This window comes from Bradyrhizobium campsiandrae, from assembly GCF_014529705.1.
Taxonomy (GTDB): domain Bacteria; phylum Pseudomonadota; class Alphaproteobacteria; order Rhizobiales; family Xanthobacteraceae; genus Bradyrhizobium; species Bradyrhizobium campsiandrae.
This window is the reverse complement of the sequence record NZ_JAANIH010000006.1, coordinates 79,709-101,122: the sequence shown is the minus strand read 5'-3', so window position 1 is coordinate 101,122 and position 21,414 is coordinate 79,709. Positions and strand designations below refer to the sequence as shown.

Here is a 21,414-nt window from a genome sequence, read left to right as displayed (position 1 = left end):
TCGGTGCATCTTCGACAATTGGCACTCTTTGCTGGGCTACCCCTCTCCCTATCCTTCCCCCACAAGGGGGGAGGGAACACACCTTCGTCGGAGCGCCAGCTGTGTTTCACTCCTTTGGCTCTAATCGAATTCGCGCCCGGACGCCAGTTGACTTTTCGACTATCAGTCGGTATTTACCGACCAACAGTCTGTTTTTGGAGAGGTGCGTCATGCCGGGCCGTGAGATCGTGGAAGCGTTTGCGCAGCGTCTGGAGGCCGGGGACTTCGTCGAAGCGATCGAGCACTTCTATGCGCCCGACGCCGCGACTTACGAAAACAACGACGCCCCGGTTGTCGGCCGAGATAGACTGGCAGCCAAAGAGCGTGGCGTGCTGGCTGCGTTCCGAGAGGTCAAGGCCGTCCGCGTCGGGCCGAGCCTGATCGAAGGCGATCACGTCGCCACACGCTGGAGCTTCAGCTTCACCAACGCCGAAGGCGTCACGCATACGCTGGATGAAATCGCCTGGCAGACCTGGCGCGGCGATCAGCTGATCGAAGAACGGTTCTATTACGACCCGAAGCAGCTGGGGTGACCCCTCCCCGCCCCCTGCCCAACGGGAGGGAGGGAACGGAGAGAGCATTGGTGTTGACAGAATACGCTAAGCCTCAAACCGCATCCGCCCGCAGCAGCGTGTCCACCGTGATGGTCCCGCGCGCGCGCGACACGCAGGCGCAGATCTTGGCGTTGCTGCTCTTCTGGTGATCGCTGAAGAAGACGTCGCGATGATCGATCTCGCCGTCGAGGGCGACGACGTCGATGGCGCAGAGGCCGCCTTCGCCGCGCTTGCAGTCGGGTATCACCTCGAAGCCGCTGGCGTTGAGGACGTCGAGCATCGAGCGCTCGCGCGGGATTTCGAGCTCGACATCGCTGTCCTTCAGGCGGACGCGAAATGCTTCGGTCGGCAGCGTGCCGCTGGAGCCGAAGGTCTCGTAGCGAAGATCGGCGAGCGGATGGCCGGCGCCGATCCAGGCGTGACGAGCGGCATCGAGCATCCGCATCGGGCCGCAGAACAGCGTCAGCGTGCCCTTCGGCAGTGAGGCGAACAGCGCGTCGAGGTCGAGCCGCTTGCCCTCGTCGCTGGCATGGACGAGCAGCCGATCGCCCAGCAGGCTTGCGAGGTCATCGAGATACGCGGCATCCGCTAGCGAGCGCACGGCTTAATGAAGCGGGACATTTGCGGCTCGCCGCGCAAGAGCCTGCGCAGCGCCGCGGATAGGGGCGATGCCGATGCCGCCGGCGATCAGGCAGTAGTTTTCACGCTCCCAGTCGACGGCCACGAGCGAAGCCGGCCGGGTGATGTCGAGCCGTGCGCCCGGCGCCAGCTGCCACATGTAGCGCGAGCCGCCGCGAGAATCTTCGGCGCGGCGCACCGCGATCTTGAAACCGCGCGAAGACGCCTCGCCGACCAGCGAATAGGACCGCGTTTCGGGCAGGCCGTCGATGGTGACGCTGACATTGATGTGGCTGCCGACCGGATAGGCTGTAACGTCGAACTGATCCGGCCGGATCACGAATTCGCGGATGCCGGGCGACAGATCGCGGGTCGAGACCAGCGTTGCGGGAATCCAGGTTTCGATGAAGCGCATGGCATTGCCCTCAATCGGTTGCGGTCTTGATCAGCGCAAGCGCCGGCAGGAGATCGAGATGGGTGCGGTTGCGCAGCGCCAGCCGCAAATTGCGCACGGCAAGGCGCGCATGCTCGCGCATGATCGCCTCGGCGCGCGCGCCTTCGCGGTTCTCGATGGCGTCGATCACGACGCGGTGGTGCTCCTGACCGATGATCAGGATCTGCTGCGCCTCGGGCAATGCCGACTGCGCCATCACGAACCCGCTTGGGGATGCGAACGGCAGCGCCGAGGCGCGGTCGATCTGCCGGATCAAGGGCGGGCTGCGCGACAGCTCGGTGAGCAGCGCGTGGAAACGCGCATTCAGCGTGACGTAGGACGAGAACGCCTCGATCGAGATCGGCACCTGGCGCAGCAGCTCGTCGATCGCGGCGAGGCACTCCTTCAGCGGCTCGAGCTCGCGCGCGGAGACGCCGCGCTCGGCGGCAAAGCGCGCGGCAAGGCCTTCCAGCGTGCCGCGCAGCTCGATGGAATCGGAGATGTCACGCTCCGAGAACGCCTTCACCATGAAGCCGCCGGAGGGAATGGCCTCGAGCAGCCCCTCCTCCTCCAGCCGCACCAGCGCCATCCGCACCGGCGTGCGCGAGGCACCCGTGGTTTCCACCGCCTGGAGCTCGGAGATGCGCTCGCCCGGCCGCAAGGAGCCCGCCAGGATCTGGTCGCGCAGCGCGAGCTGCGCCTTCACGGTCTGCGAGACGGAGCGGTCGACCTCGGGCACTGCTTTCACTTGCCCTACTCCGCGGCCTGCAGATGCAGCGGTCCGCTTTCCTTCGCCACCATGCGGTCGATCAGCTTGCGCATCCACATCGCGCCGGCGTCGATGTTGAGGTTGTAGAAGATGCGATCCGGGTTCTCGTCCATCGCGCGCTGCTGCGCTTCGAGGATCAGCTCGTCCTCGCGGAAGATACCGGAGACGCCCTCGCGAAGCTCGGTGGTGATGCGCTGCTCGCCGATCTGATAGTTGCGGACGAAGGCCCAGAAATAGTGGCAGGTCTTCTCGGTCTCCGGCGTGATGGTGTTGAGCACGAAGCCGTTGACGCCCTGCGAGCGGTCGCCTTCCGGCGCGCCGGTGCCTGTTGGCGCGACGCCGACATCGATGGCGATGGTGCACGGCGCCTCGAAGCGGATGATCTGCCAGCGATCGACGGGGCCGGGCTTGCCGAGTTGTTTCGCCCAGAACGGCGGCGGCTCGATGTTGCGCATCCAGCGCGTCACCGTCACCGTCTTCTCGCCATGGGTGACGTCGAACGGCGCTTCCGCCACCGCGTCGTTGCCGATCGAGGAGCCGTGCACGAAGGTCTCGTGGGTGAGGTCCATGAGATTGTCGAGCACGAGGCGGTAGTCGCAATTGACGCGAATGGTCTTGCCGTCGCCGGCCCAGGCCGGATCGTGATTCCAGTGCATGTCGGGGACGAGCGCGGGATCGGCCAGCGCGTGGTCGCCCATCCAGAGCCAGATGGAACGATGGCGCTCGACGACCGGAGAGGCGCGGACGCAGGCCGACGGGTTGATGGGCTCCGGCGAGGGCATGAAGGTGCAGCGGCCCTGCGCATTGGACTTAAGGCCGGGATAGCCGCAGACGACGGTGTCGCCTTCGAGCCGGCCCTTGGAGAGCGGCACCAGGCGGTGCCAGCAGGCATCCTCGAGCGCGGCCACCGAGCCATCGGCCTTGCGATACATCACGACGTGCTTGCCGCAGATCGTCCGCGGCAGCAGCGCCGGCTTCACCTCGGCATCCCAGGCGGCGGCGTACCAGGCATTCATGGGGAAGGGTTTGGTCACCGGCGATCTCCCAGACATGTTGTATTCGTTATGTATACAATAGCGGGGACACACAGATCGTTCAAGGCCGAAATTGGCTTAACTAAATACCTTCAATCGAATTATTGTATACACATCAGGTCAAGGATCACGCCGCGAACGTGTCTACCCCCCCTGGGGCGGGGGCCCTCCAGGGGGGAGTTAAGAGAGCGGTGGCGTCGGCCCTTACGCCCCGAACACCTTCTTCAGCCCCGCCTGGGCTTCGTCCTGAATCCGCTTCAGATGCTCGGTGCTGCGGAAGCTCTCCGCGTAGATCTTGTACACGTCCTCGGTGCCGGACGGCCGCGCGGCGAACCAGCCGAAATCGGTCTCGACCTTGATGCCGCCGAACGGCTGGCCGTTGCCCGGCGCCTTGCTCAGCGTCGCGCGAACCGGATCGCCGGCGAGGTCTTTCAGGCCGAGTTGCTCGGGCGTGACGGATTTCAAGATGTTCTTCTGCGGCCCGGTCGCGGCGACATCGATGCGCGCGTAATGCGGCACGCCGAGCTCGGCGGCGAGATCACCAAAGAGCTGGCTCGGATCGCGGCCGGTCCCGGCCACGATCTCGGCCCCGAGCAGGGCGCGGATGATGCCGTCCTTGTCGGTGGTCCACACCGTGCCATCGCGGCGCAGGAACGAGGCGCCCGCACTCTCCTCGCCGCCGAAGCCGAAGCTGCCGCTCACCAGACCATCCACGAACCATTTGAAGCCGACCGGGGTCTCCACCAGCTTGCGGCCGAGCTTCTTGGCGACGCGGTCGATGATCGAGCTCGACACCACGGTCTTGCCGATGGCGGCATCCTTGCCCCAGTTCGGCCGGTGCGCGAACAGGTACGAAATCGCGGTCGCCAGATAATGGTTCGGATTCATCAATCCGCCGGTGCGCGTGACGATGCCGTGGCGATCGGCGTCGGTGTCGTTGGCGAAGGCGACGTCGAATCGGTCGCGCATCGCGATCAGGCTCGCCATCGCATAAGGCGAGGAGCAGTCCATGCGGATCTTGCCGTCCCAATCCACCGTCATGAAGCGGAAGGTCGGGTCGATCGCCTCGTTCACGACGGTGGCCTTGAGGCCGTAGCGCGCGATGATCGGATGCCAGTAGTGCACGGCGGCGCCGCCGAGCGGATCGATGCCGATATTGATGCCGGCGGATTTGACCAGATCGAGGTCGACGACATGGCCGAGATCGGCGACGTAAGGGGTGATGTAGTCGTAGGCGTGGACGTTGGCCGATTTCTTCGCCTTGGCGTAGTCGATGCGCTTCACGCCTTTGAGTGCCTCGGCGAGATAGGCGTTTGCGCGCTTCTCGATGACGGAGGTCGCGTCCGTATCGGCCGGGCCGCCATGCGGCGGATTGTATTTGTAGCCGCCGTCCTCCGGGGGATTGTGCGAGGGCGTGACGACGACGCCGTCCGCAAGGCCGCTACCGCGGCCCTTGTTGTAGGTCAGGATCGCATGCGAGATCACCGGCGTCGGCGTGTAGCCGCCGTCCTTGTCGATCATGACCTCGACGCCGTTCGCCGCGAACACCTCCACGGCACTGGCAAGCGCCGGCTCGGCCAGCGCGTGGGTGTCGATGCCGATGAAGAGCGGACCGGTCAGACCCTTCTCTGTCCGATAGTCGCAGATGGCCTGCGTGGTCGCGAGGATGTGGCCCTCGTTGAAGCTGTTCTTGAGCGAGGTGCCGCGATGGCCCGACGTTCCGAACGCCACCCGCTGCGCCGGGTCCGATGCGTCGGGCTTGCCCGCGAAATAGGCCGTCACCAGCCTTGGAACATTGGCAAGCGCGCTCGGCGCAACCGGCTTACCCGCCGCGGGATCGACTTCTGCCACTTCACCTCTCCGTGCCTTCAGACGCCACACCATATCATCGGCCGGCACATCGCCAAACCGTTTGGCCAAACCGTTTGGCCAAGCCGCTTGCCGGGCGGCGCGATGCCAGTTCTGGCCCGCGATCAACCGACAACGCCGATCCGGCACCGGACGATCCATGGCGATGACGCATAGCGTTCCCTCGTACTTTGGTCCTGGATTTCGCTTGATACAGGACAAAGACGCTGCCGCGCCGCGTGGGGCACGCTCCGCTTGATCAAGGAAAGCCGGGATTTGCCGGTGGAGTGGACCCAACATGACTGGACGTTCGATCTTCGCGCTCATGCTGGCCCTGGCCGCGTCGTCCTTGGCCACGCCGCCAGCCTCCGCCGCAGATGGCGATCCGGCCGCCGGCAAGGCCCTCTTCGAGCGAACCTGCGAGAACTGCCACGCCGTGGTGATCGGCGTGAACAAGGTCGGCCCGAGCCTGTGGAATGTCCTCGACCGCAAGCCCGCCGCCGTTCCCGACTTTGCCTATTCCGAAGCAATGAAGGCCAACAAGCAGCCTTGGACGGTGGCCGCGCTGGATGCCTACCTCGCCGACCCCCGCGGCGACGTCCACGGCGTCAAGATGTTCTTCAAGGGGCTGCCGAATCCCGCAGACCGGGCCAACGTCATCGCCTATCTTGAGAGGCTGAAATGAACGGCTGAGACTCGCCCGCATGACGCCCGTTCGCCGGGGGCATGCGGTTCTGTTATGATCCGCGCGACCACGGAGAATCATCCAACCATGGACTTGGCGCGCTGGCGTCTGCCCGTGCTCATCCTGCTCGCCGTCGCGGCGACGACGATTCGCGCCAATGCGACCCGGTTCTACACCGAGGATCTGCGCATCCCGATGGCGGCGGCCGGACCGCAGGGGCTGGAGGCGTTTCTGGTCCGCCCGGCCGGAACCAAGCGCTATCCGCTCGCGCTGCTCAGCCCCGGCTCGCCACGCAGCTTCGATGATCGCGCGACGATGTCGGCGCATAAATATTACGGCATTGCGCTGGAATATGCCCGGCGCGGATGCGGCGCGGCTACGGCACCTCTCCCGGCGGGCGCGCCGACAGCGTCGGCGGCTGCGCCAGCGCGGCCGACCTGCCGGCCACGGCCGTTGCGGTTGCCGACCTGCGCGCAGCGATCCAACGGCGGCTACGGCTGGCGTTCGGGGCGCGCGACAACCGACGATGCCCGGCGCGACTCGCTCGCGGCTTGCATGAAATGGTCGCCGACATGTACGCCCTACGCGGTTGACGACCAGCTCGTCAGCGGCGCCCAGAAGGCAGCCGCGGACCACGTTTCGCGCGCACGATAGACGCGGCGCTCAACCGCAGCGACGAAGGCACGTCGCTTCCGCCCCCGGCTTTACCCTGGACGAGCCGGTCATCGCCGATGGAAAATTACGGATACTCCCCTTTTTGGGAGCAAGTGCCGCAATTGGACCAACAGTCTTTTTCTGCGTAACCTCGAATAGAGACCATGCACAATAGTTTGAGAGTTCTGTTTGCGATCTTCGCGACGGCCGCCGTGGCCACGTCGACCTTCATCGCCATCCGGCTCGTCGTCGGGTTCAACGGTTGAATCAACGCTGCCGGTCAGCGACTGACCGGTAGCTCTAGAGACGTTCGCTGAGCGCGAGCTTGTAGCCGACGCCAGTGACGGTGGCGATGACGGGCGTGCCGCTGCCGACCAGCTTGCGGCGCAGCCGCGCCACCAGTGCATCGACGGTGCGGATGTCGACCTCGGCCTGGCGGTTGCTGACGACCTCGATCAGATAATCGCGGCTGAGCGGCCGCCCGTCCGCACCGACGAGAGCGGCGAGCAGGTCGAACTCGGCGCGCGTCAGCGCCACCGGCTTGCCGTCACCGCCGAGCAGCTCGCGCCGCGTCAGGTCGATAATCCAGTCGCCGAAGGCGATCGAATTGTGGTTGCGCGCGGCCTTGCGATCGATCGAGCGCCGCCGCAGCACGCTGCGCGCGCGCGCCAACAGATCGCGCAGATTGATCGGCTTGGTGACGTAATGGTCGCCGGCAATCTCGAGACCCAGGATGCGATCGACGTCGGTGTCGCGGCGGGTCACGAAGATGATGCCCGCATTGCTCGTCGCCTGGATCTCCTTGGCGAGCTCGAAGCCGTCGCCGTCCGGCAATTGCACATCGAGAAAGACGAGATCGGTGCGCGCCCGCAGCGCCTGGCGGCATTCCGCACAGGTGCCGGCGCCGACCACGTCGAAATTGTTCTCGCTGAAGTAACCGACCAGCATCGTTCGCGTCACGGGATCGTCTTCGACGACGATCAACCGCTCGCGCCCGACGGGCCGCAATTCCCGAAGCGCGGATTCAGCCACGATGTTGGATGTCCTGTGCGCCTGTGCCCCGGCTTGAAAGTTCAAGTCGTCGCGTGATGCGCTGTCCTGTGAACGAACATTCACGACTTATTCTAGTCCCCGAAATCGCCCACTGGAATACTAGGCGTGTTGTCCCGCCCAAACAATATAAGTCACGGTATTGAAGTATTAACTATGAATTGCCCCACACTTCTCATTCCGCGCACGCTTCCTGCTGAAACGGCGAGAGGTGCGCCGGCTCACCACAACCCCGTCCGAATTCGGATTCAACCGCTGGTTAACGTAAAGAAAGGCTTCCGCTTCGGTTTGGCCGGCCGCGCCTCTATGGTTTCGCATCGCAAGCGCTACAGAACGCAAGATCCAGGAGCGGCGTGATGCAGGGGCAGGCCCGGTTGGCTGCCGGCCGGACCGATACAGGCGCAACGCCGTTCGGTCGTTCGCACAGCCTCGACTTCCTGCGCGGTCTCGCCATCATCGGCGTGATGGCGATTCACGTTTCACAGTCTTTTCCCTCAAACATAGCCGCCGTCGATTACGCCTTTCTGTGGGGCTGGGCCGGCGTCAACGTATTCTACTTCGTCAGCGCGATGACGATGTGCCTGATGTGGACGCAGCGCAGCGAGGCCAAGCCGACGCGCAAATTCTACATCCGCCGCTTCCTGCGCATCGCGCCGCTGTTCTGGCTTGCGATCCCCCTCTACCTGGTCGTCAACGGCACGGGACCGAGCACCAATGCGCCTGATGGCATCGGGCCGCACCAGGTCATCCTGACCGCGACATTCCTGCACGGCTTCTGGCCCGACAGCATCAACAGCGTCGTGCCCGGCGACTGGTCGATCGCCGCCGAGATGATGTTCTATCTCGTCTTCCCGCTCGTGATCACCGCATTCGGATCGCGCCGGCTGCGCGATCTGGCGCTGGCAATCGTGCTGCATCTGGCCAATGTCTGCCTGTTCAAGCCGTGGGCCTTCGCGCTGTTCTCGGCCTATTACGGGCCCGGGCACGAGGCCTTTGTCTGGAACGCCCTGCACCTGAGCTTCCTGAACCAGCTGCCGGTGTTCCTCGTCGGCTGCGCACTGTTCTTCGCGCTGCGCGACGGCCTGGCGAAGTTGGATGCCGCGATCCTGGCCTGCTTCTTCGCCCTGTCGTTCGTGGCCAACCGCGCGACCGGGTCACACGAGTTCAACTACCTCGTGATCAATCTCGTGCTCGGCGCATTCGTGTTCTGGTGCATCCGTCTTGCGCTCCGCTTGCAGCCGATCGAGGCGCTCGGCCGCAATTCCTATTCGATGTATCTGTCGCATTTCGCGGTGATCTACGGTCTGCGTCACGTATGGCCGTTCGCCGATGGGCTGGCCTCGCTGCTGCTCGCCTATGTCGTCACCGCCGCGCTGAGCTACCTGGTCGCGCGCGCCACCTGGCATCTGGTCGAACGGCACGCCCAAGATCTGGCGCATCGCCTGACATCGTCCGGATCGGTGCGCCCGACCGTCCAACCGACGGTGGCCGCAACCGCGACAGGCCTGCGCTGAGGGTTCACGCGAATCGAGTTCTGAAAATCATGCTTCCTCAGGACGTTCCCACCTCGATCCGGAACGACATCTGCTCCTCTGCACCGGGCGCAATGTGCATCAAGCCCGGCTTGTCGCTGAACACGCCCGCAAAGCCCGCCGGACGGGCATAGCCGCGCCAGGGCTCGATGCAGAGGAACGGCGCGCCTGAGGGTTTCGACCAGACCCCGAGCTCACGAAAGCCACGCCATGACATCTCGAGCCAAGGCCCGGCGTCATTCCTGGCGGCATAGCGAACCGCACGGCTGTTGACGGGATCGAGGATGACGGCGTCGTTGCTGAACAGCGATTCCGACAACGGAAGTAATTTGCCTCGAACGGGGCTCGGATCCGTTTCCGCAAGCAGCAATCCGCCCTCGACCCGGCGAATCGGAGACGGCTCCTCGTTCGTGAACGTCAGCGCGTAGCTCTCCTTCGGCACGCCAGCCTGAAGCGGCCAGTTGAAAGCGGGATGACCGCCCAGCGACACCGGCAATGTCTCGCCCCCGGTATTGACGACCGCGAGCGAAAGATCGAGACCGGCATCGTCGATCGCATAGGTGGCTGTGAGACGGAATGCGAACGGATAAAGCGTGCGTGTTGCTTCGCTGTCCTCCAGCACCAGGCTGCAGCTGCTTTCGCTGCGCGCCACCCACGCAAAGCGGCTGTCGCGCGCAAAGCCGTGCTGCGTCACCCGGTAGATCTTGCCGCGGTGCCTGAACTCGTCATTGGCGAGGCGTCCGACAATCGGAAACAGGAGCGGCGCGTGGCGCGGCCAGGCCGGCCCGGCCTGCCAGATGAATTCGGTGCCGCCGCGATCCCTCAGCGAACACATCTCAGCGCCGTGCGCCTTGATGGTGGCGGTGAGCCCGTCACTGCGAATCGTGTGCGTGTCGTCGGTCATGACAGTCTCCATAGCGGCAACACGGCTCACGGCCCGAAGGCTGTGGCCTCATCGGCGGGAGCATACCGCAACGGAAACCATTTCGCCCGCCTCGTGACGAGGGGCGAAACATCGCCGGGTTCAGCGGCGCATTGCCGCGCTAGGCCTGAGACGACCGCCCGACACTCTCATAGACGAATCCGGCCGCCAGCATCTCTTCGGGGCGGTAGATGTTGCGGAGGTCGACGACAACAGGCTGCGCCATGATCGTCTTCAGCCGATCGAGATCGAGCGCGCGGAACTGGGTCCATTCGGTGACGACGACGAGCGCGTCGGCACCTTGCGCGCAGGAATAGGCATCCTCGCAATAAATAATGTTGGGCAGCTCGCCCTTGGCCTGCTCCATGCCGACCGGATCGAACGCCTTCACCTTGGCGCCCATGTCGAGGAGGCCGGTGACGAGCGGGATCGACGGCGCATCGCGCATGTCGTCGGTGTCGGGCTTGAAGGTGAGGCCGAGCACTGCGATGGTCTTGCCGCGCAGGGAGCCGCCGAGCGCCTGGCTGACTTTCCGCGCCATCGCGCGCTTGCGGTTCTCGTTCACGGCCAGCACGGATTCGACGATGCGCAAGGACACGTCGTAATCCTGCGCGATCTTGATCAGCGCCTTGGTGTCTTTCGGAAAGCACGAGCCGCCGAAGCCGGGACCGGCATGCAGGAACTTGGTGCCGATGCGGTTGTCCAGGCCAATGCCGCGCGCGACCTCCTGCACGTTGGCGCCGACCTTTTCCGACAGGTCGGCGATCTCGTTGATGAAGGTGATCTTGGTCGCCAGGAAGGCGTTGGCGGCGTATTTGATCATCTCGGCGGTGCGGCGCGCGGTGAACATCAGCGGCGCCTGGTTCAGCGACAGCGGGCGATAGATGTCGCCCATCACCTTGCGGCCGCGCTCGTCGGCGGTGCCGACCACGACGCGGTCGGGAAACTTGAAGTCGCGGATCGCCGCGCCCTCGCGCAGGAACTCCGGATTGGAGGCGACGACGACGTCGGCGTTCGGATTGGTCTCGCGGATGATGCGCTCGACCTCATCGCCGGTGCCGACGGGCACGGTCGACTTCGTCACCACCACGGTGAAGCCGGTCAGCGCCTGCGCGATCTCCTTCGCGGCGGCGTAGACATAGGAGAGATCGGCGTGGCCGTCGCCGCGGCGCGAGGGGGTGCCGACCGCGATGAACACGGCGTCCGCATCGGCCACCGGCTGCGACAAATCGGTGGTGAAGCTGAGGCGCTTGGCCTTGACGTTGGTCGCGACCAATTCGTCGAGGCCCGGCTCGTAGATCGGGATTTCACCGCGAAGTAGCGCCGCGATCTTCTTTTCGTCCTTATCAACACAAACCACGTCGTGGCCGAAATCGGCCAAGCAGGCCCCGTACCCAAGTCCCACATAACCCGTGCCGATCATCGTGATGCGCATGATAGAGACTCTTTCCGTTGAAGGCGGATGTTCATCGAACACCCTAGACCAATTCGCTATCCGGTCGCACGCCCAACATTAGGGCAGATGGCTGCGCGCACCGAATAAACCTTAACGTCGCGATTGACAGGCGAACCACGCCGGCTGTGCGCCGAGCAGCGTGCTGCGCTGCCGTTCGGTTCGGCGACTACACGCTGTGATACTTTCGATACCATTCGACAAAGCGGGCAAGGCCCTCCGCGATGGGCGTCGATGGCGCGAAACCGACGTCGCGCTGCAGGGCGGAAATGTCGGCGCGTGTTTCCAGGACGTCACCGGCCTGCATCGGCATCAGTTGGCGGACCGCCGGCTTGCCGATGATCTTCTCCAGCGTCTCGACGAATTCGAGCAGCTTGACCGAACAATTGTTGCCGATGTTGTAGACGCGATAAGGCGCATAGCTCGACGAATTTTCCGGCTGCTCGGCGTTCCATGCCGGATTTGGCGCCGCGGGCCGATCGAGAGTGCGGATCACGCCTTCGACGATGTCGTCGACATAGGTGAAGTCGCGCCACATATCGCCATTGTTGAAAATCTTGATCGGCTCATTCTCGAAGATCGCGCGCGTGAACAGATAGGCGGCCATGTCGGGCCGGCCCCACGGTCCGTAGACGGTGAAGAAGCGAAGACCCGTCACCGGCAGCTTGTGAACATGCGCAAAAGTGTGGGCCATCAGCTCGTTGGCCTTCTTGCTCGCGGCGTAAAGGCTGACCGGATGGTTGACCGACTGCTCGGTCGAGTACGGCAAGGTACGATTGGCACCATACACCGAGCTCGACGAGGCATAGACGAGATGCGCCAGACAGTGGCGTCGGCCAGCTTCGAGCACGGTGACGAAGCCGTCACAATTGGCGCGGATGCTGGTGATGGGATCGTCGATCGAGGCGCGGACGCCGGGCTGCGCCGCGAGATGCACGACCCGATCGGGCGCAGCTTCATCGAAAACGTGTGTCACTGCGGCGAAATCCGCAAGGTCGATCTCGTGAAAGCTGAAGCCGGGAAGATGCTTGAGCCTTTCGAGGCGCGCCCGCTTGAGCGCCGGGTCGTAGTACGGCGTGAGCGCATCGATACCAACGACCCGCTCGCCACGGGCGACCAGTCGCTCGCAAACGTGCATTCCGATAAAGCCGGCAGCGCCGGTCACGATCACTGGCCGCAAACTTGTCACCTCGTTCACTCCGTGAAGCAATGCCAGACCAGGACATGAGAGGCAAGGTTTTGACGATGACAGGAATCATCAAGCCGAGCGCGTGCATCTAAGCGCATCGAAATGTGTGGGAAACATGATGGCGTCATGCATCCTCGCATGCGGACCCGCCTTGCGAGCACACTCGGATGACGGCGTTACATGTGCTACATGCAATGGGTCGTGCACGCGAGATCGCACAGTCGGCGCTAATGCTCAGTCTTGAGGCATCGTTCGCGCGAGAGACGCGCAAAGAAAAAGATCGCTCTTGAAGTTTTCCATCAACGGAAGGTTCCTGTCACAGTCGCTCACGGGCGTGCAGCGCTACGCAGCGGAAATCGTCAAGGCGACGGACCGTCTGCTTGCGAGCAAACAGGCCCCACAGCAACTGCTGGATGCAGAGTGGCAAATCCTGGCGCCGCCGAATGCGCAGACACTCGCCGGTCTCCGCCACATCAGGCTCAAACACGTCGGAACATTCCGTGGGCATGCGTGGGACCAGATCGATCTGGCGCGCGCGGCCTCCGGCACCCGCCTCATCAGCCTCGCCAACTCCGGCCCCGTGCTTCACCGCGATCATCTGGTCGTGCTCCACGACGCACAAGTATTCCGGCGACCGGACTTCTTCAGTCGGCGCTATCTCGCCCTGCATCGGACGCTGGGCCATCTGCTGGCCCGCACGGCAAGGATCGCGACGGTTTCCGCGTTTTCACGCAACGAACTTGCTGACGTGCTGTCGCTGGATCCCGCCTCGATCCCGATCATTCCGAACAGCGCGGAACATTTTGCGTCGGTCGATCCGCAGTTCTCGATCATCGAGACTCTGCGCCTCGAGCCCTACCGATTCTTTCTTTTCGTCGGGTCGATGACCAAGAACAAGAATGTCGAGACCGCCATCCGTGCGGCCGAGCAGCTCGGCCGCACGGATTTCCCGATGGTTGTAGTCGGCGGCGACAACAACAAAGTGTTCGGCGGACGCTCGTCCGAATCGGGAGCGGGGATCATCGTCGCCGGGCGCCTGAAGGACGAGGAGCTCGCAGCGCTGTTCGCCCGCGCAACGGCGTTCGTCTTCCCAAGTCTCTATGAAGGCTTCGGAATTCCTCCGCTGGAAGCGATGTATTTCGGCTGCCCGGTGATCGCGAGTTCCGCTCCAGCGATTCGCGAGACCTGCGCCGATGCCGCCGCTTATTTCGACCCGCTCGACGCCGACGAGCTGTCAGCGCGCATGCGCGAAAGAATTGATCTCGGCAGGATCTCGCCGATGGAGCAGGAACAGCAGCGCAAACGGCTGGCGACATATTCATGGAACAAATCGGCCGCAATCTTGCTTGATGTCCTTGGCAAACTCGTGCCGCAAGACGCAACCGCCGGCCCGTCACGATGATGCGGCCCAGATATCGCTGCTTTAGAGGCGCTACACATGGTCTTCGCAAGACAAGGAAGGATTGACCGTTGTCCAGCGGCTTGAAGGTTCTGCACATCGCCGAAACGGTCAGGGGCGGGATTGCGACCTATCTCAACGAGCTCCATCCTCATCAGTCCGCGAGCTTCGGGCCTGGAAACGTTCACTACGTCGTTCCATCCGATCATCGCAGCGACCTGGTGAACATCGCAGACGATGCCATCACCACATTTCCGCGTGACGGACGCAGCGTGCTCGGGTTGTTTCGCATGCTTTCTGCAACCATCCGTGCGGTCCGGCAGCTTCAGCCTGACATCATCCACCTTCACTCGTCGCTCGCCGGCTTCGTGGTGCGCCCGGTGCTGTGGTTCGCCTCCCGACATACACGCATCGTCTATTGCCCCCATGGATGGGCCTTCGGTCGCGAGACGGGCCGTCTCAGCCACGACGTCACGAAATTCACCGAGCTTGCACTGTCGCCCCTCACCGACCGCATCATTTGCATTTCGGAAAGCGAGCGAGCGGACGCCATACGGGCCGGCATTGCGGCGGATCGCCTAGTCCTTGTGCATAACGGCATTTCCAAACAGCGTCCCATGCTCGACACGCGTGCAGCACCGTGGCGGTCTGACAAGATCAAGGTCCTCTTCATCGGACGCCTCGACCGTCAGAAGGGATATGACCTGCTGATTGATGCGGCGCGCGCGCTCGGTAATTTGCTCGACGTGCGCCTCATCGGCGCTTCGGTCGTGAGCAAGTTCAACGTCGACGACCTGCCTGCCAACGTCTCGCTGCTCGGCTGGATGAATCGAAACGAGATCGAAGCGGAACTGGACCAGGCCGATCTGGTCGCGATTCCCTCGCGCTGGGAGGCGTTTGGCCTGGTGGCGATCGAGGCGATGCGGGCGGCAAAGCCGATCATCGCGTTCCGCATCGGCGCGCTGCCGGAAATCGTCGAAGACGACGTCACGGGCGTGCTCTGCGACGAGGTCTCGCCGGACAAGCTGGTCGAGGGTTTTCAGCGCGCGAGCCAGCTGGATCTGCCCGCGGTCGGCCAGGCCGGATACAGCCGCTTTGCGCGCCTTTACGACATCAGGCAGACCCACCGGAACCTGACTCAGGTGTATGCCGACGTCCTGCACATCCAGAAGACCGAGGCCAGGCGGCAACCCAAGCTGCAGTCCGATTTCTCGAACAATCTTCGACCATAAGCACCGGCCGAGCATGCCATCGGGCTAGCAAGAGTTGCGCGAGCCCCGATCAGTCATGATGCGGTTTGTCGCGCTGTCTGCGCCTTGATATCCGACCGTCCCCCGATCGGATCGAAGCATCGACTGAGATGGTGCCGACAACGGACAATTTCGATGCAATCGGTCGGTGCAGTCCCAGTGCTCAAAGACGAGACATCGGATCGACATCAGGCAACTCAGCCCGAAGGGAACTCCATCGCGTGATGATCATCGGATGCGCAGATTGGTCGTTGCACTGCTCACGAAGTCGCCTCGGCCTTAATGGTGACATCGATCCGACACGCGTGCGTCTACTTTGCGCGACGCAAGGATGCGAACAATGTCGCGCGCGAACTTTAGACAGCCGCGCAGACGTGTCTGCAGATTCCGAAGTTGCAATAAGGACACAACCATCTGCGCTTTACCATAAACACGAAGAGGCAGCAGTGACTCTGCGGCTGAATGATTGCTACGGTAATTCAGATTTTGCGTGAGTGCGGGGACATGACATTGACGATGACCGAACGAACTCATTCGGACTTCGGGATCAGTCGAATTCTGGCCATCGCCGCGGTCGGCATTTCCTTGGCGGGCTGCGCGAACGTCATCCCCTTGGACGCTCCCGATGCCGTTGCCACGCAGACCAATGCAGCGCCTGGCACCGCGCCGAGGGCGCCGCTTGCCTATGCCCTGATGCCGGTCAATCCGGCGGTGCTGCAGGCGACCAACGCGTTCACCGACAGTTCCGGTCTCATCTTCTCCCACCTCCCCGGCGGCAATTACCGCGACGTGACGATCGGCGTCGGCGACATCGTCACCGTGACCGTCTACGAGGCACAGGCGGGCGGCCTGTTCATTCCGCGCGAAGCCGGCGTGAGGCCGGGCAACTTCGTCGACATTCCGCGCCAGCAGGTCGACCAGTCCGGCAATATCAACATTCCCTACGCCGGCTCGATCAAGGTCGCCGGACTGACGCCGCGGGCCGTCTCGAACATCGTCCGTGAACGCCTCAAGGATCGCGCCATCGATCCGCAAGCGGTCGTCAGCGTCGCGGAGCAGCGCGGCAATCAGGTCAGCGTGCTGGGCGAAGTCAATTCGCCGTTGCGTTTTCCGATCGATCCCGGCGGCATTCGACTGATGGGCGCGATCGCGCGCGCCGGCGGTCCCAAATTTCCGTCCTATGAGAGCACGATCACGATCAAGCGCGAAGGACGCACCTACAGCGAGACGATGTCCTCGGTCGTGCATCATCCGAGCGAGGACGTGCTGCTCGCTCCCGGTGACGTGGTCTTCCTCACGCGCATTCCCAGGGTTTACATGGCGTTCGGCTCGACGCCGTCGCCGGGATCGATCGGCGGCACGAACAACCGCCGCTTCACCTTCGAGAACGACAACATGTCGCTGGCCGAGGCCCTCGCGAAAGCCGGCGGCCTCGATGGAACTCGCGCCGATTCCAAGTCGATCTACGTCTACCGGTTCGAGCCAAAGCCGCTTCTCGCGAGCATCGGCGTCAACGTCTCGCAATTTCCGACCGTGACGGTCCCGGCCGTCTACAAGTTCGACATGAGCAAGCCCGACGGCTGGTTCCAGGCCGATACGTTCAGGATGCGAGATCACGACGTGATTTCGGTCGCGGAATCGCCGTCGACCGAATTTGTCAAACTCATGAACCCGCTGGATGCGGCCTCGACGAACGCGTCGAACATCTCCACCGTCGTGGTCAACTCCAAATAGGAACGACCACGCGCGTCTCATCTCGCATGGTTCGGTTCGGTTTCATCCTGCGCGGAGATCCGGACCGGATTTTCATGGCCCGCTTCTTGAATACCGGATGAGCATTCCACGCTCGTCCCCGGCGTGATCGTTCACGCCGTTTTGGGATGGAATGCGATTGCGGATCCGGCTCTTGCGTGGCAAGCGAGGTGCGCCCCAATCATAGATCAACGCATGAGGCGATCGTTGAAGATACTCATCGTGAATACCCTCTATCCGCCCGACGTCATGGGAGGAGCCGAGGTGTCGGTATCGCTGCTCGCAGCAGCCTTCATGCGCAATGGCCATCAGGTTGCCGTCGTCTGCCTGCAGGAAGCCGGCGACGTCTCGATCGGCAATCGCAACGGGATCCGCACCTATCGGGTGCAGATCGACAATGCCTATTGGCCGTTTGGACAGGATCGCAAGCCGCCTCCGTTCGAACGTCTGCGATGGCACCTGCGCGATACCTGGAACAGGCCGGCGGCGAAGAGGTTTGGCGCCATTCTCGACGCCGAGAAGCCGGATGTCGTCCACACCAACAATCTGACCGGATTTTCAGTCTCGCTCTGGGCCGAGGCCAAGCGCCGCAACCTTCGTATCGTTCATACGCTGCGCGACTATTCGCTGATCTGCAAACGATCGACGCTCTTCAGCAAAGGCTCCACCTGCGAACAGCGTTGCCTGGCGTGCACCACCATGACCATGCCGCATCTGTACGCCTCGCGGATGGTCGATGCGGTGGTCTCCAACAGCCAGTACGTGCTCGACCGGCACCTCAAGCTCGGCTTTTTCCCCGACGTTTCGCACCGGGTCATCTACAACATTGCAGATTCCAGCGTTCGGCCTGGCCCGCCGAACTCCGATGCCGACATGACTTTCGGCTTCATCGGCCGCATCGAGCCGGAAAAGGGCATCGATGTCGTCCTCAAAGCCGTCTCGCTGCTCCCGGATTCGCGCTGGCAACTCACAACCGCCGGAAAGGGCATCGAAGCTTACGAACGGGAGCTGAGGGGACGGTATGATAATCAGAGGATCAAATGGCTGGGCTTCGTGAAGCCCACGGAATTCTACTCCACCGTGGATGTTTGCCTGATCAGTTCGGTTTGGCCCGAGCCATTGCCGCGCACGCTGATCGAAAGCATCAACGCCGGTCGGGCGACCATTTGCTCGACCGCCGGCGGCATACCGGAGATCTCGCATTTCTCGACCTCGCTCGGCACTTACGAGCCGAGCGACTTTCACGAACTTGCCAAACTGATGAAGCAGGCCATCAGCGAGGCGCCGAAATGGAAGAAGGCTTTCCCATCGCGGCCTGAATTTGCAGCCAGCTTCTGGCGTGAAGCTGTCACCCGACAATATCTCGACGTCTATTTGGCAGGCACCCCGAACGCCGATGGAGAAAGATGAGAAGGACTCTCGGGGTTCGTTCACAGATCCAGACTGGATGAGATTCTTTCGATGAGGGTATTGATTACATCGTCATTGTATCCGACTCCCGGCGCCCCGAAGGTGGTCGTAGGACCCGAGATATTCGTGCGCCGCATTACCGACGGCCTGTTGAAGAATGGCGATACCGTCGAGGTCGTTCGCGCCGCCTCGCTGCCTGAACAGGCGATGGAGACGGACAACGGGATCGAGGTGTACTCGGCGCCGGTCAAGAATATCTATCGACCCTTCACCGGGCAGCGCAGCGCGCCGGCGAGAGGCTTGTGGCATGTGATGGAGGACTGGAGCGGGAGCGCCGACCTCGTCGCCGACAGGATCAAGGCCTTCAGGCCCGACGTGCTGCACTCGAACAATCTATCGGGCCTCACCACGGCCGTATGGAAGGTCGCCGCCGAAATGAACGTGCCGGTGCTCCACACCTTGCACGATTACTACCTGACTTGCCCGCGATGCTCGCGCTTCTCGAAGGGGAAGACCTGCGAGCATACCTGCATGAGCTGCAGATTGCTGACCATCAATCGCCGAGGCGCGACCAAATATCTGCGCGGCGTCGTCGGCGTCAGCCAGCGCATCCTCGACATCCATCTCGAGACGGGCCTGTTCACGGATACGGAGCTGCGCAAAGTGAGCCACCATGCATCGACGATGCCGGTCTCCGCGCCCTCGCGGCATGATCCAGGTCCGGTCCTGATCCTCGGCTTCATCGGCCGTCTCACGGAAGAGAAAGGCATCTACAATCTCGTCAAGGCGTTCGCCTATCTTCCCCATGACCGGGTGCGGCTCGTCATCGCAGGCGTCGCTGACGCGCAGATCCAGCAGGAGCTCAGGGCGATGGCGCCGAAGGCCAACATCGAATTTCTCGGCTTCGTCGAGCCGGAGAAGTTCTACCGGCAGATCGACGTGGTCGTGCTCCCGCCGATCTGGGAGGAGCCGGGTCCGCTCGTCGTCGCCGACGCGCAGGCCGCCCGCAAGCCTTTCCTGGGGACGCCATTAGGCGGAATCCCAGAAGCCGTGGAGCGCGGGGCAGTCGGCTGGTTGACCGCGCCAGACCCGAAATCGCTGGCGGACAGCATTCTGCGCATCATGTCGAAGCCCGAGGAGCTGGCGGCGATGGTCGGCAGGCTGGCCGAGAAGAACGACCACCGCACGTTCACGGACGTCATCACCGAATATCGCGACGCCTTCGAACATTTGAGCCGGCGAAAGCAATAGAATCGGGATGACCGGTTTGCGCCATGAACCCGTTCCTCCCTGCGCGACGGTCAGCGGCTTGAATGTCACATGACCCGCCTGTTCGCACTTGCCGGGGTCGTCTACCAGAGTGCGGCGGCGATCATTCTCATCTTTCTGCTCGGCCGGGTTCTCTCGCCGCTCGCCTACGCCACGTTCTCCCTCACGCTCGCCGCCAGTCAGCTGCTCAGCGTGCTGATGTTCGAATGGCTGCAACTGGCCGGCGTGCGCTTTCTGGCCGCCGCCGTGCGGGACGATGCAGAACGACTGAGATCCTCGCTGTTCGCCGCCGCGCTCGCCAGCGCGCTCGCGCTGCTGGTGATCGGCGGCCTCGTCGTTTCGTTCGTGCCACCGATCGCCGCGAGCGTGGGTTATGTCGGCCTCGCGCTGGCCGTCGCCCAGGGTGCTACGGACCTCCACTTCATGGTCGTCCGCGTCTCGCACCGGCTCGGTGCAGCTGCGTTTCTCCTGATTCTCAGAGCGACGCTGATGGTGGGCGGGGCGACAGCCGCAGCGTGGTTCCATGGCACGGCCGACGCGGCGCTGCTCGGCATGCTGGGGGCGCAACTCGCCAGCCTGATCGCGGGCCAATGGCTGCATCCTTACGCGCTGCGGAAAGTGGCGCGTTCGGACCTGCTTCGGGATTGGGGCGGCTTCGCGCACTATGGGATGCTCGCCGCCGGCGCCTCGGTGCTACACCTTTCGGTTCCGGTCTCGATGCGCTTCGTCGTCGTGTCGGGCCTGGGTGCGAACGCCCCGGCGGTCACCGCGGGCTTCTCGATGGCGATCGATCTGCTGCAACGGCCGTTCGCGGTGCTCGTCGCGGCCATTCATACCGTCAACTACCCCGAGGTCGTCCATCAATACGAGCGCGGCAGCGCCGCCGATGCCCGTTCGGCCGTCGCCCACCTCCTCGACTTCATCATATGCGCCACCCTGGTGATGCTCGGAGGTCTGATCGGATTTCTGCCGGACGCCGGGCAATTGTTCGTTCCGGCGTCCATTCTGCCGGGCTTTCTCCAGACGTCGGCGGCCGCGGCCTGCTTCTATTTCATGCATTGTCATCTGCAATCCACGCTCGCGATTGCGCCACATTTGACGAAATCCGCGGTGCGGCTCGTCGTCGTCGCACTCTGCCAATTGCTGCTCGTCCTCGCCGTCGCCGTGCCGACACAAGCAATCACGGGAATACCGACTTTCGTCCTGACCGGGGCGATCCTCGCAACCGCGATCGTCATCGTGCTCGCAGCGGGGCCCATGATCCGGTTCGGCGCAACGCCACGATGGAGTCTCGTCGCGGCATCCGTTGCGGGGGCCGCAATCATCGGCGCATTTTCGGCTGTTCCCTCGACGTCTGCGATCTGGCTGGGCGCGAAGATCGTGGCGGCCACGGCGATCGTCGCGCTCCTTGCCTGGAGAGGACGCTTTCTCGAAGCGCCCGGCACATCCCGAGCAGATGTGTAAAGACAGCATGACGCCACCATGCGCGCGAAAACGAACAATGCTCTGCCCAACAACCCGGCAGTGCGACTTGCACGATCGCTTGTCTTGCCA

17 protein-coding genes and 1 pseudogene are annotated in these 21,414 nt (G+C 63.3%); 10 read left to right on the top strand and 8 right to left on the bottom strand.

The genetic code is table 11. The annotated features are described in order from the left end of the window. Positions 1–209 precede the first annotated feature (209 nt). On the top strand, positions 210–572 hold the full coding sequence (locus G8O24_RS06340) for a nuclear transport factor 2 family protein (RefSeq protein WP_188097574.1): 363 nt from the start codon (positions 210–212) through the stop codon (positions 570–572). Positions 573–645: 73 nt separating this feature from the next. Here G8O24_RS06340 and G8O24_RS06335 read toward each other — a convergent pair. From G8O24_RS06335 to pgm, 4 genes and pseudogenes are all read right to left on the bottom strand, one after another. Then, positions 646–1,626, bottom strand: a pseudogene (locus tag G8O24_RS06335) (PDR/VanB family oxidoreductase). A gap of 10 nt (positions 1,627–1,636) precedes the next feature. Beyond that, entirely contained in the window at positions 1,637–2,392 is a 756-nt protein-coding gene (locus G8O24_RS06330; protein ID WP_311972274.1) for a GntR family transcriptional regulator, read from the bottom strand. Positions 2,393–2,397: 5 nt separating this feature from the next. Beyond that, on the bottom strand, positions 2,398–3,447 hold the full coding sequence (locus tag G8O24_RS06325) for an aromatic ring-hydroxylating dioxygenase subunit alpha (protein WP_188097572.1): 1,050 nt from the start codon (positions 3,445–3,447) through the stop codon (positions 2,398–2,400). Between the two features lie 204 nt (positions 3,448–3,651). Continuing rightward, positions 3,652–5,298: a phosphoglucomutase (alpha-D-glucose-1,6-bisphosphate-dependent) gene (gene pgm, locus G8O24_RS06320; protein WP_188097570.1), complete on the bottom strand. Its 1,647-nt coding sequence runs from the start codon at positions 5,296–5,298 to the stop codon at positions 3,652–3,654. 322 nt (positions 5,299–5,620) lie between these two features. Between pgm and G8O24_RS06315 the strand changes: the two genes are divergently transcribed. Both G8O24_RS06315 and G8O24_RS06310 read left to right on the top strand, forming a co-directional pair. Continuing rightward, positions 5,621–5,980, top strand: coding sequence for a c-type cytochrome (locus tag G8O24_RS06315; RefSeq protein ID WP_244645761.1), 360 nt, complete (start codon positions 5,621–5,623; stop codon positions 5,978–5,980). Positions 5,981–6,067: 87 nt separating this feature from the next. After that, on the top strand, positions 6,068–6,634 hold the full coding sequence (locus G8O24_RS06310) for a hypothetical protein (RefSeq protein ID WP_438503264.1): 567 nt from the start codon (positions 6,068–6,070) through the stop codon (positions 6,632–6,634). Positions 6,635–6,934: 300 nt separating this feature from the next. Here G8O24_RS06310 and G8O24_RS06305 read toward each other — a convergent pair whose 3' ends face one another. After that, positions 6,935–7,750: a winged helix-turn-helix domain-containing protein gene (locus G8O24_RS06305; protein ID WP_188097566.1), complete on the bottom strand. Its 816-nt coding sequence runs from the start codon at positions 7,748–7,750 to the stop codon at positions 6,935–6,937. A gap of 290 nt (positions 7,751–8,040) precedes the next feature. Here G8O24_RS06305 and G8O24_RS06300 point away from each other — a divergent pair, with 290 nt between their 5' ends. Then, positions 8,041–9,198 (top strand): acyltransferase family protein, encoded by a 1,158-nt coding sequence (locus tag G8O24_RS06300; RefSeq protein ID WP_188097564.1) that lies wholly within the window; start codon positions 8,041–8,043, stop codon positions 9,196–9,198. 37 nt (positions 9,199–9,235) lie between these two features. On the opposite strand, the gene G8O24_RS06295 is transcribed toward G8O24_RS06300, so the two are convergent. From G8O24_RS06295 to G8O24_RS06285, 3 genes are all read right to left on the bottom strand, one after another. Beyond that, positions 9,236–10,120 carry an aldose 1-epimerase family protein gene (locus G8O24_RS06295; RefSeq protein ID WP_188097562.1) on the bottom strand — a complete coding sequence of 295 codons (885 nt, stop codon included), beginning with the start codon at positions 10,118–10,120 and terminating at the stop codon, positions 9,236–9,238. A gap of 139 nt (positions 10,121–10,259) precedes the next feature. Further along, positions 10,260–11,573 carry a UDP-glucose dehydrogenase family protein gene (locus tag G8O24_RS06290; protein WP_188097560.1) on the bottom strand — a complete coding sequence of 438 codons (1,314 nt, stop codon included), beginning with the start codon at positions 11,571–11,573 and terminating at the stop codon, positions 10,260–10,262. 187 nt (positions 11,574–11,760) lie between these two features. Continuing rightward, positions 11,761–12,771 carry an NAD-dependent epimerase gene (locus tag G8O24_RS06285; RefSeq protein ID WP_188097693.1) on the bottom strand — a complete coding sequence of 337 codons (1,011 nt, stop codon included), beginning with the start codon at positions 12,769–12,771 and terminating at the stop codon, positions 11,761–11,763. A 295-nt stretch (positions 12,772–13,066) separates the two neighbouring features. Here G8O24_RS06285 and G8O24_RS06280 point away from each other — a divergent pair, with 295 nt between their 5' ends. The 6 genes from G8O24_RS06280 to G8O24_RS06255 all read left to right on the top strand — a co-directional run bounded on the left by G8O24_RS06280 (position 13,067) and on the right by G8O24_RS06255 (position 21,324). After that, a complete protein-coding gene (locus G8O24_RS06280) occupies positions 13,067–14,182 on the top strand; it encodes a glycosyltransferase family 4 protein (RefSeq protein ID WP_188097558.1) in 1,116 nt (371 codons plus the stop codon). Between the two features lie 68 nt (positions 14,183–14,250). Further along, complete coding sequence (locus tag G8O24_RS06275; RefSeq protein ID WP_188097555.1) at positions 14,251–15,411, top strand: glycosyltransferase family 4 protein; 1,161 nt, start codon at positions 14,251–14,253, stop codon at positions 15,409–15,411. 534 nt (positions 15,412–15,945) lie between these two features. Continuing rightward, positions 15,946–17,163, top strand: a complete 1,218-nt coding sequence (locus G8O24_RS06270; protein ID WP_244645760.1) for a polysaccharide biosynthesis/export family protein — start codon at positions 15,946–15,948, stop codon at positions 17,161–17,163. 240 nt (positions 17,164–17,403) lie between these two features. Beyond that, complete coding sequence (locus G8O24_RS06265) at positions 17,404–18,591, top strand: glycosyltransferase family 4 protein (RefSeq protein WP_368736598.1); 1,188 nt, start codon at positions 17,404–17,406, stop codon at positions 18,589–18,591. A 51-nt stretch (positions 18,592–18,642) separates the two neighbouring features. After that, positions 18,643–19,842 carry a glycosyltransferase family 4 protein gene (locus G8O24_RS06260; RefSeq protein ID WP_188097549.1) on the top strand — a complete coding sequence of 400 codons (1,200 nt, stop codon included), beginning with the start codon at positions 18,643–18,645 and terminating at the stop codon, positions 19,840–19,842. Between the two features lie 69 nt (positions 19,843–19,911). Then, positions 19,912–21,324: a polysaccharide biosynthesis protein gene (locus G8O24_RS06255; RefSeq protein WP_188097548.1), complete on the top strand. Its 1,413-nt coding sequence runs from the start codon at positions 19,912–19,914 to the stop codon at positions 21,322–21,324. Positions 21,325–21,414 lie beyond the last annotated feature (90 nt).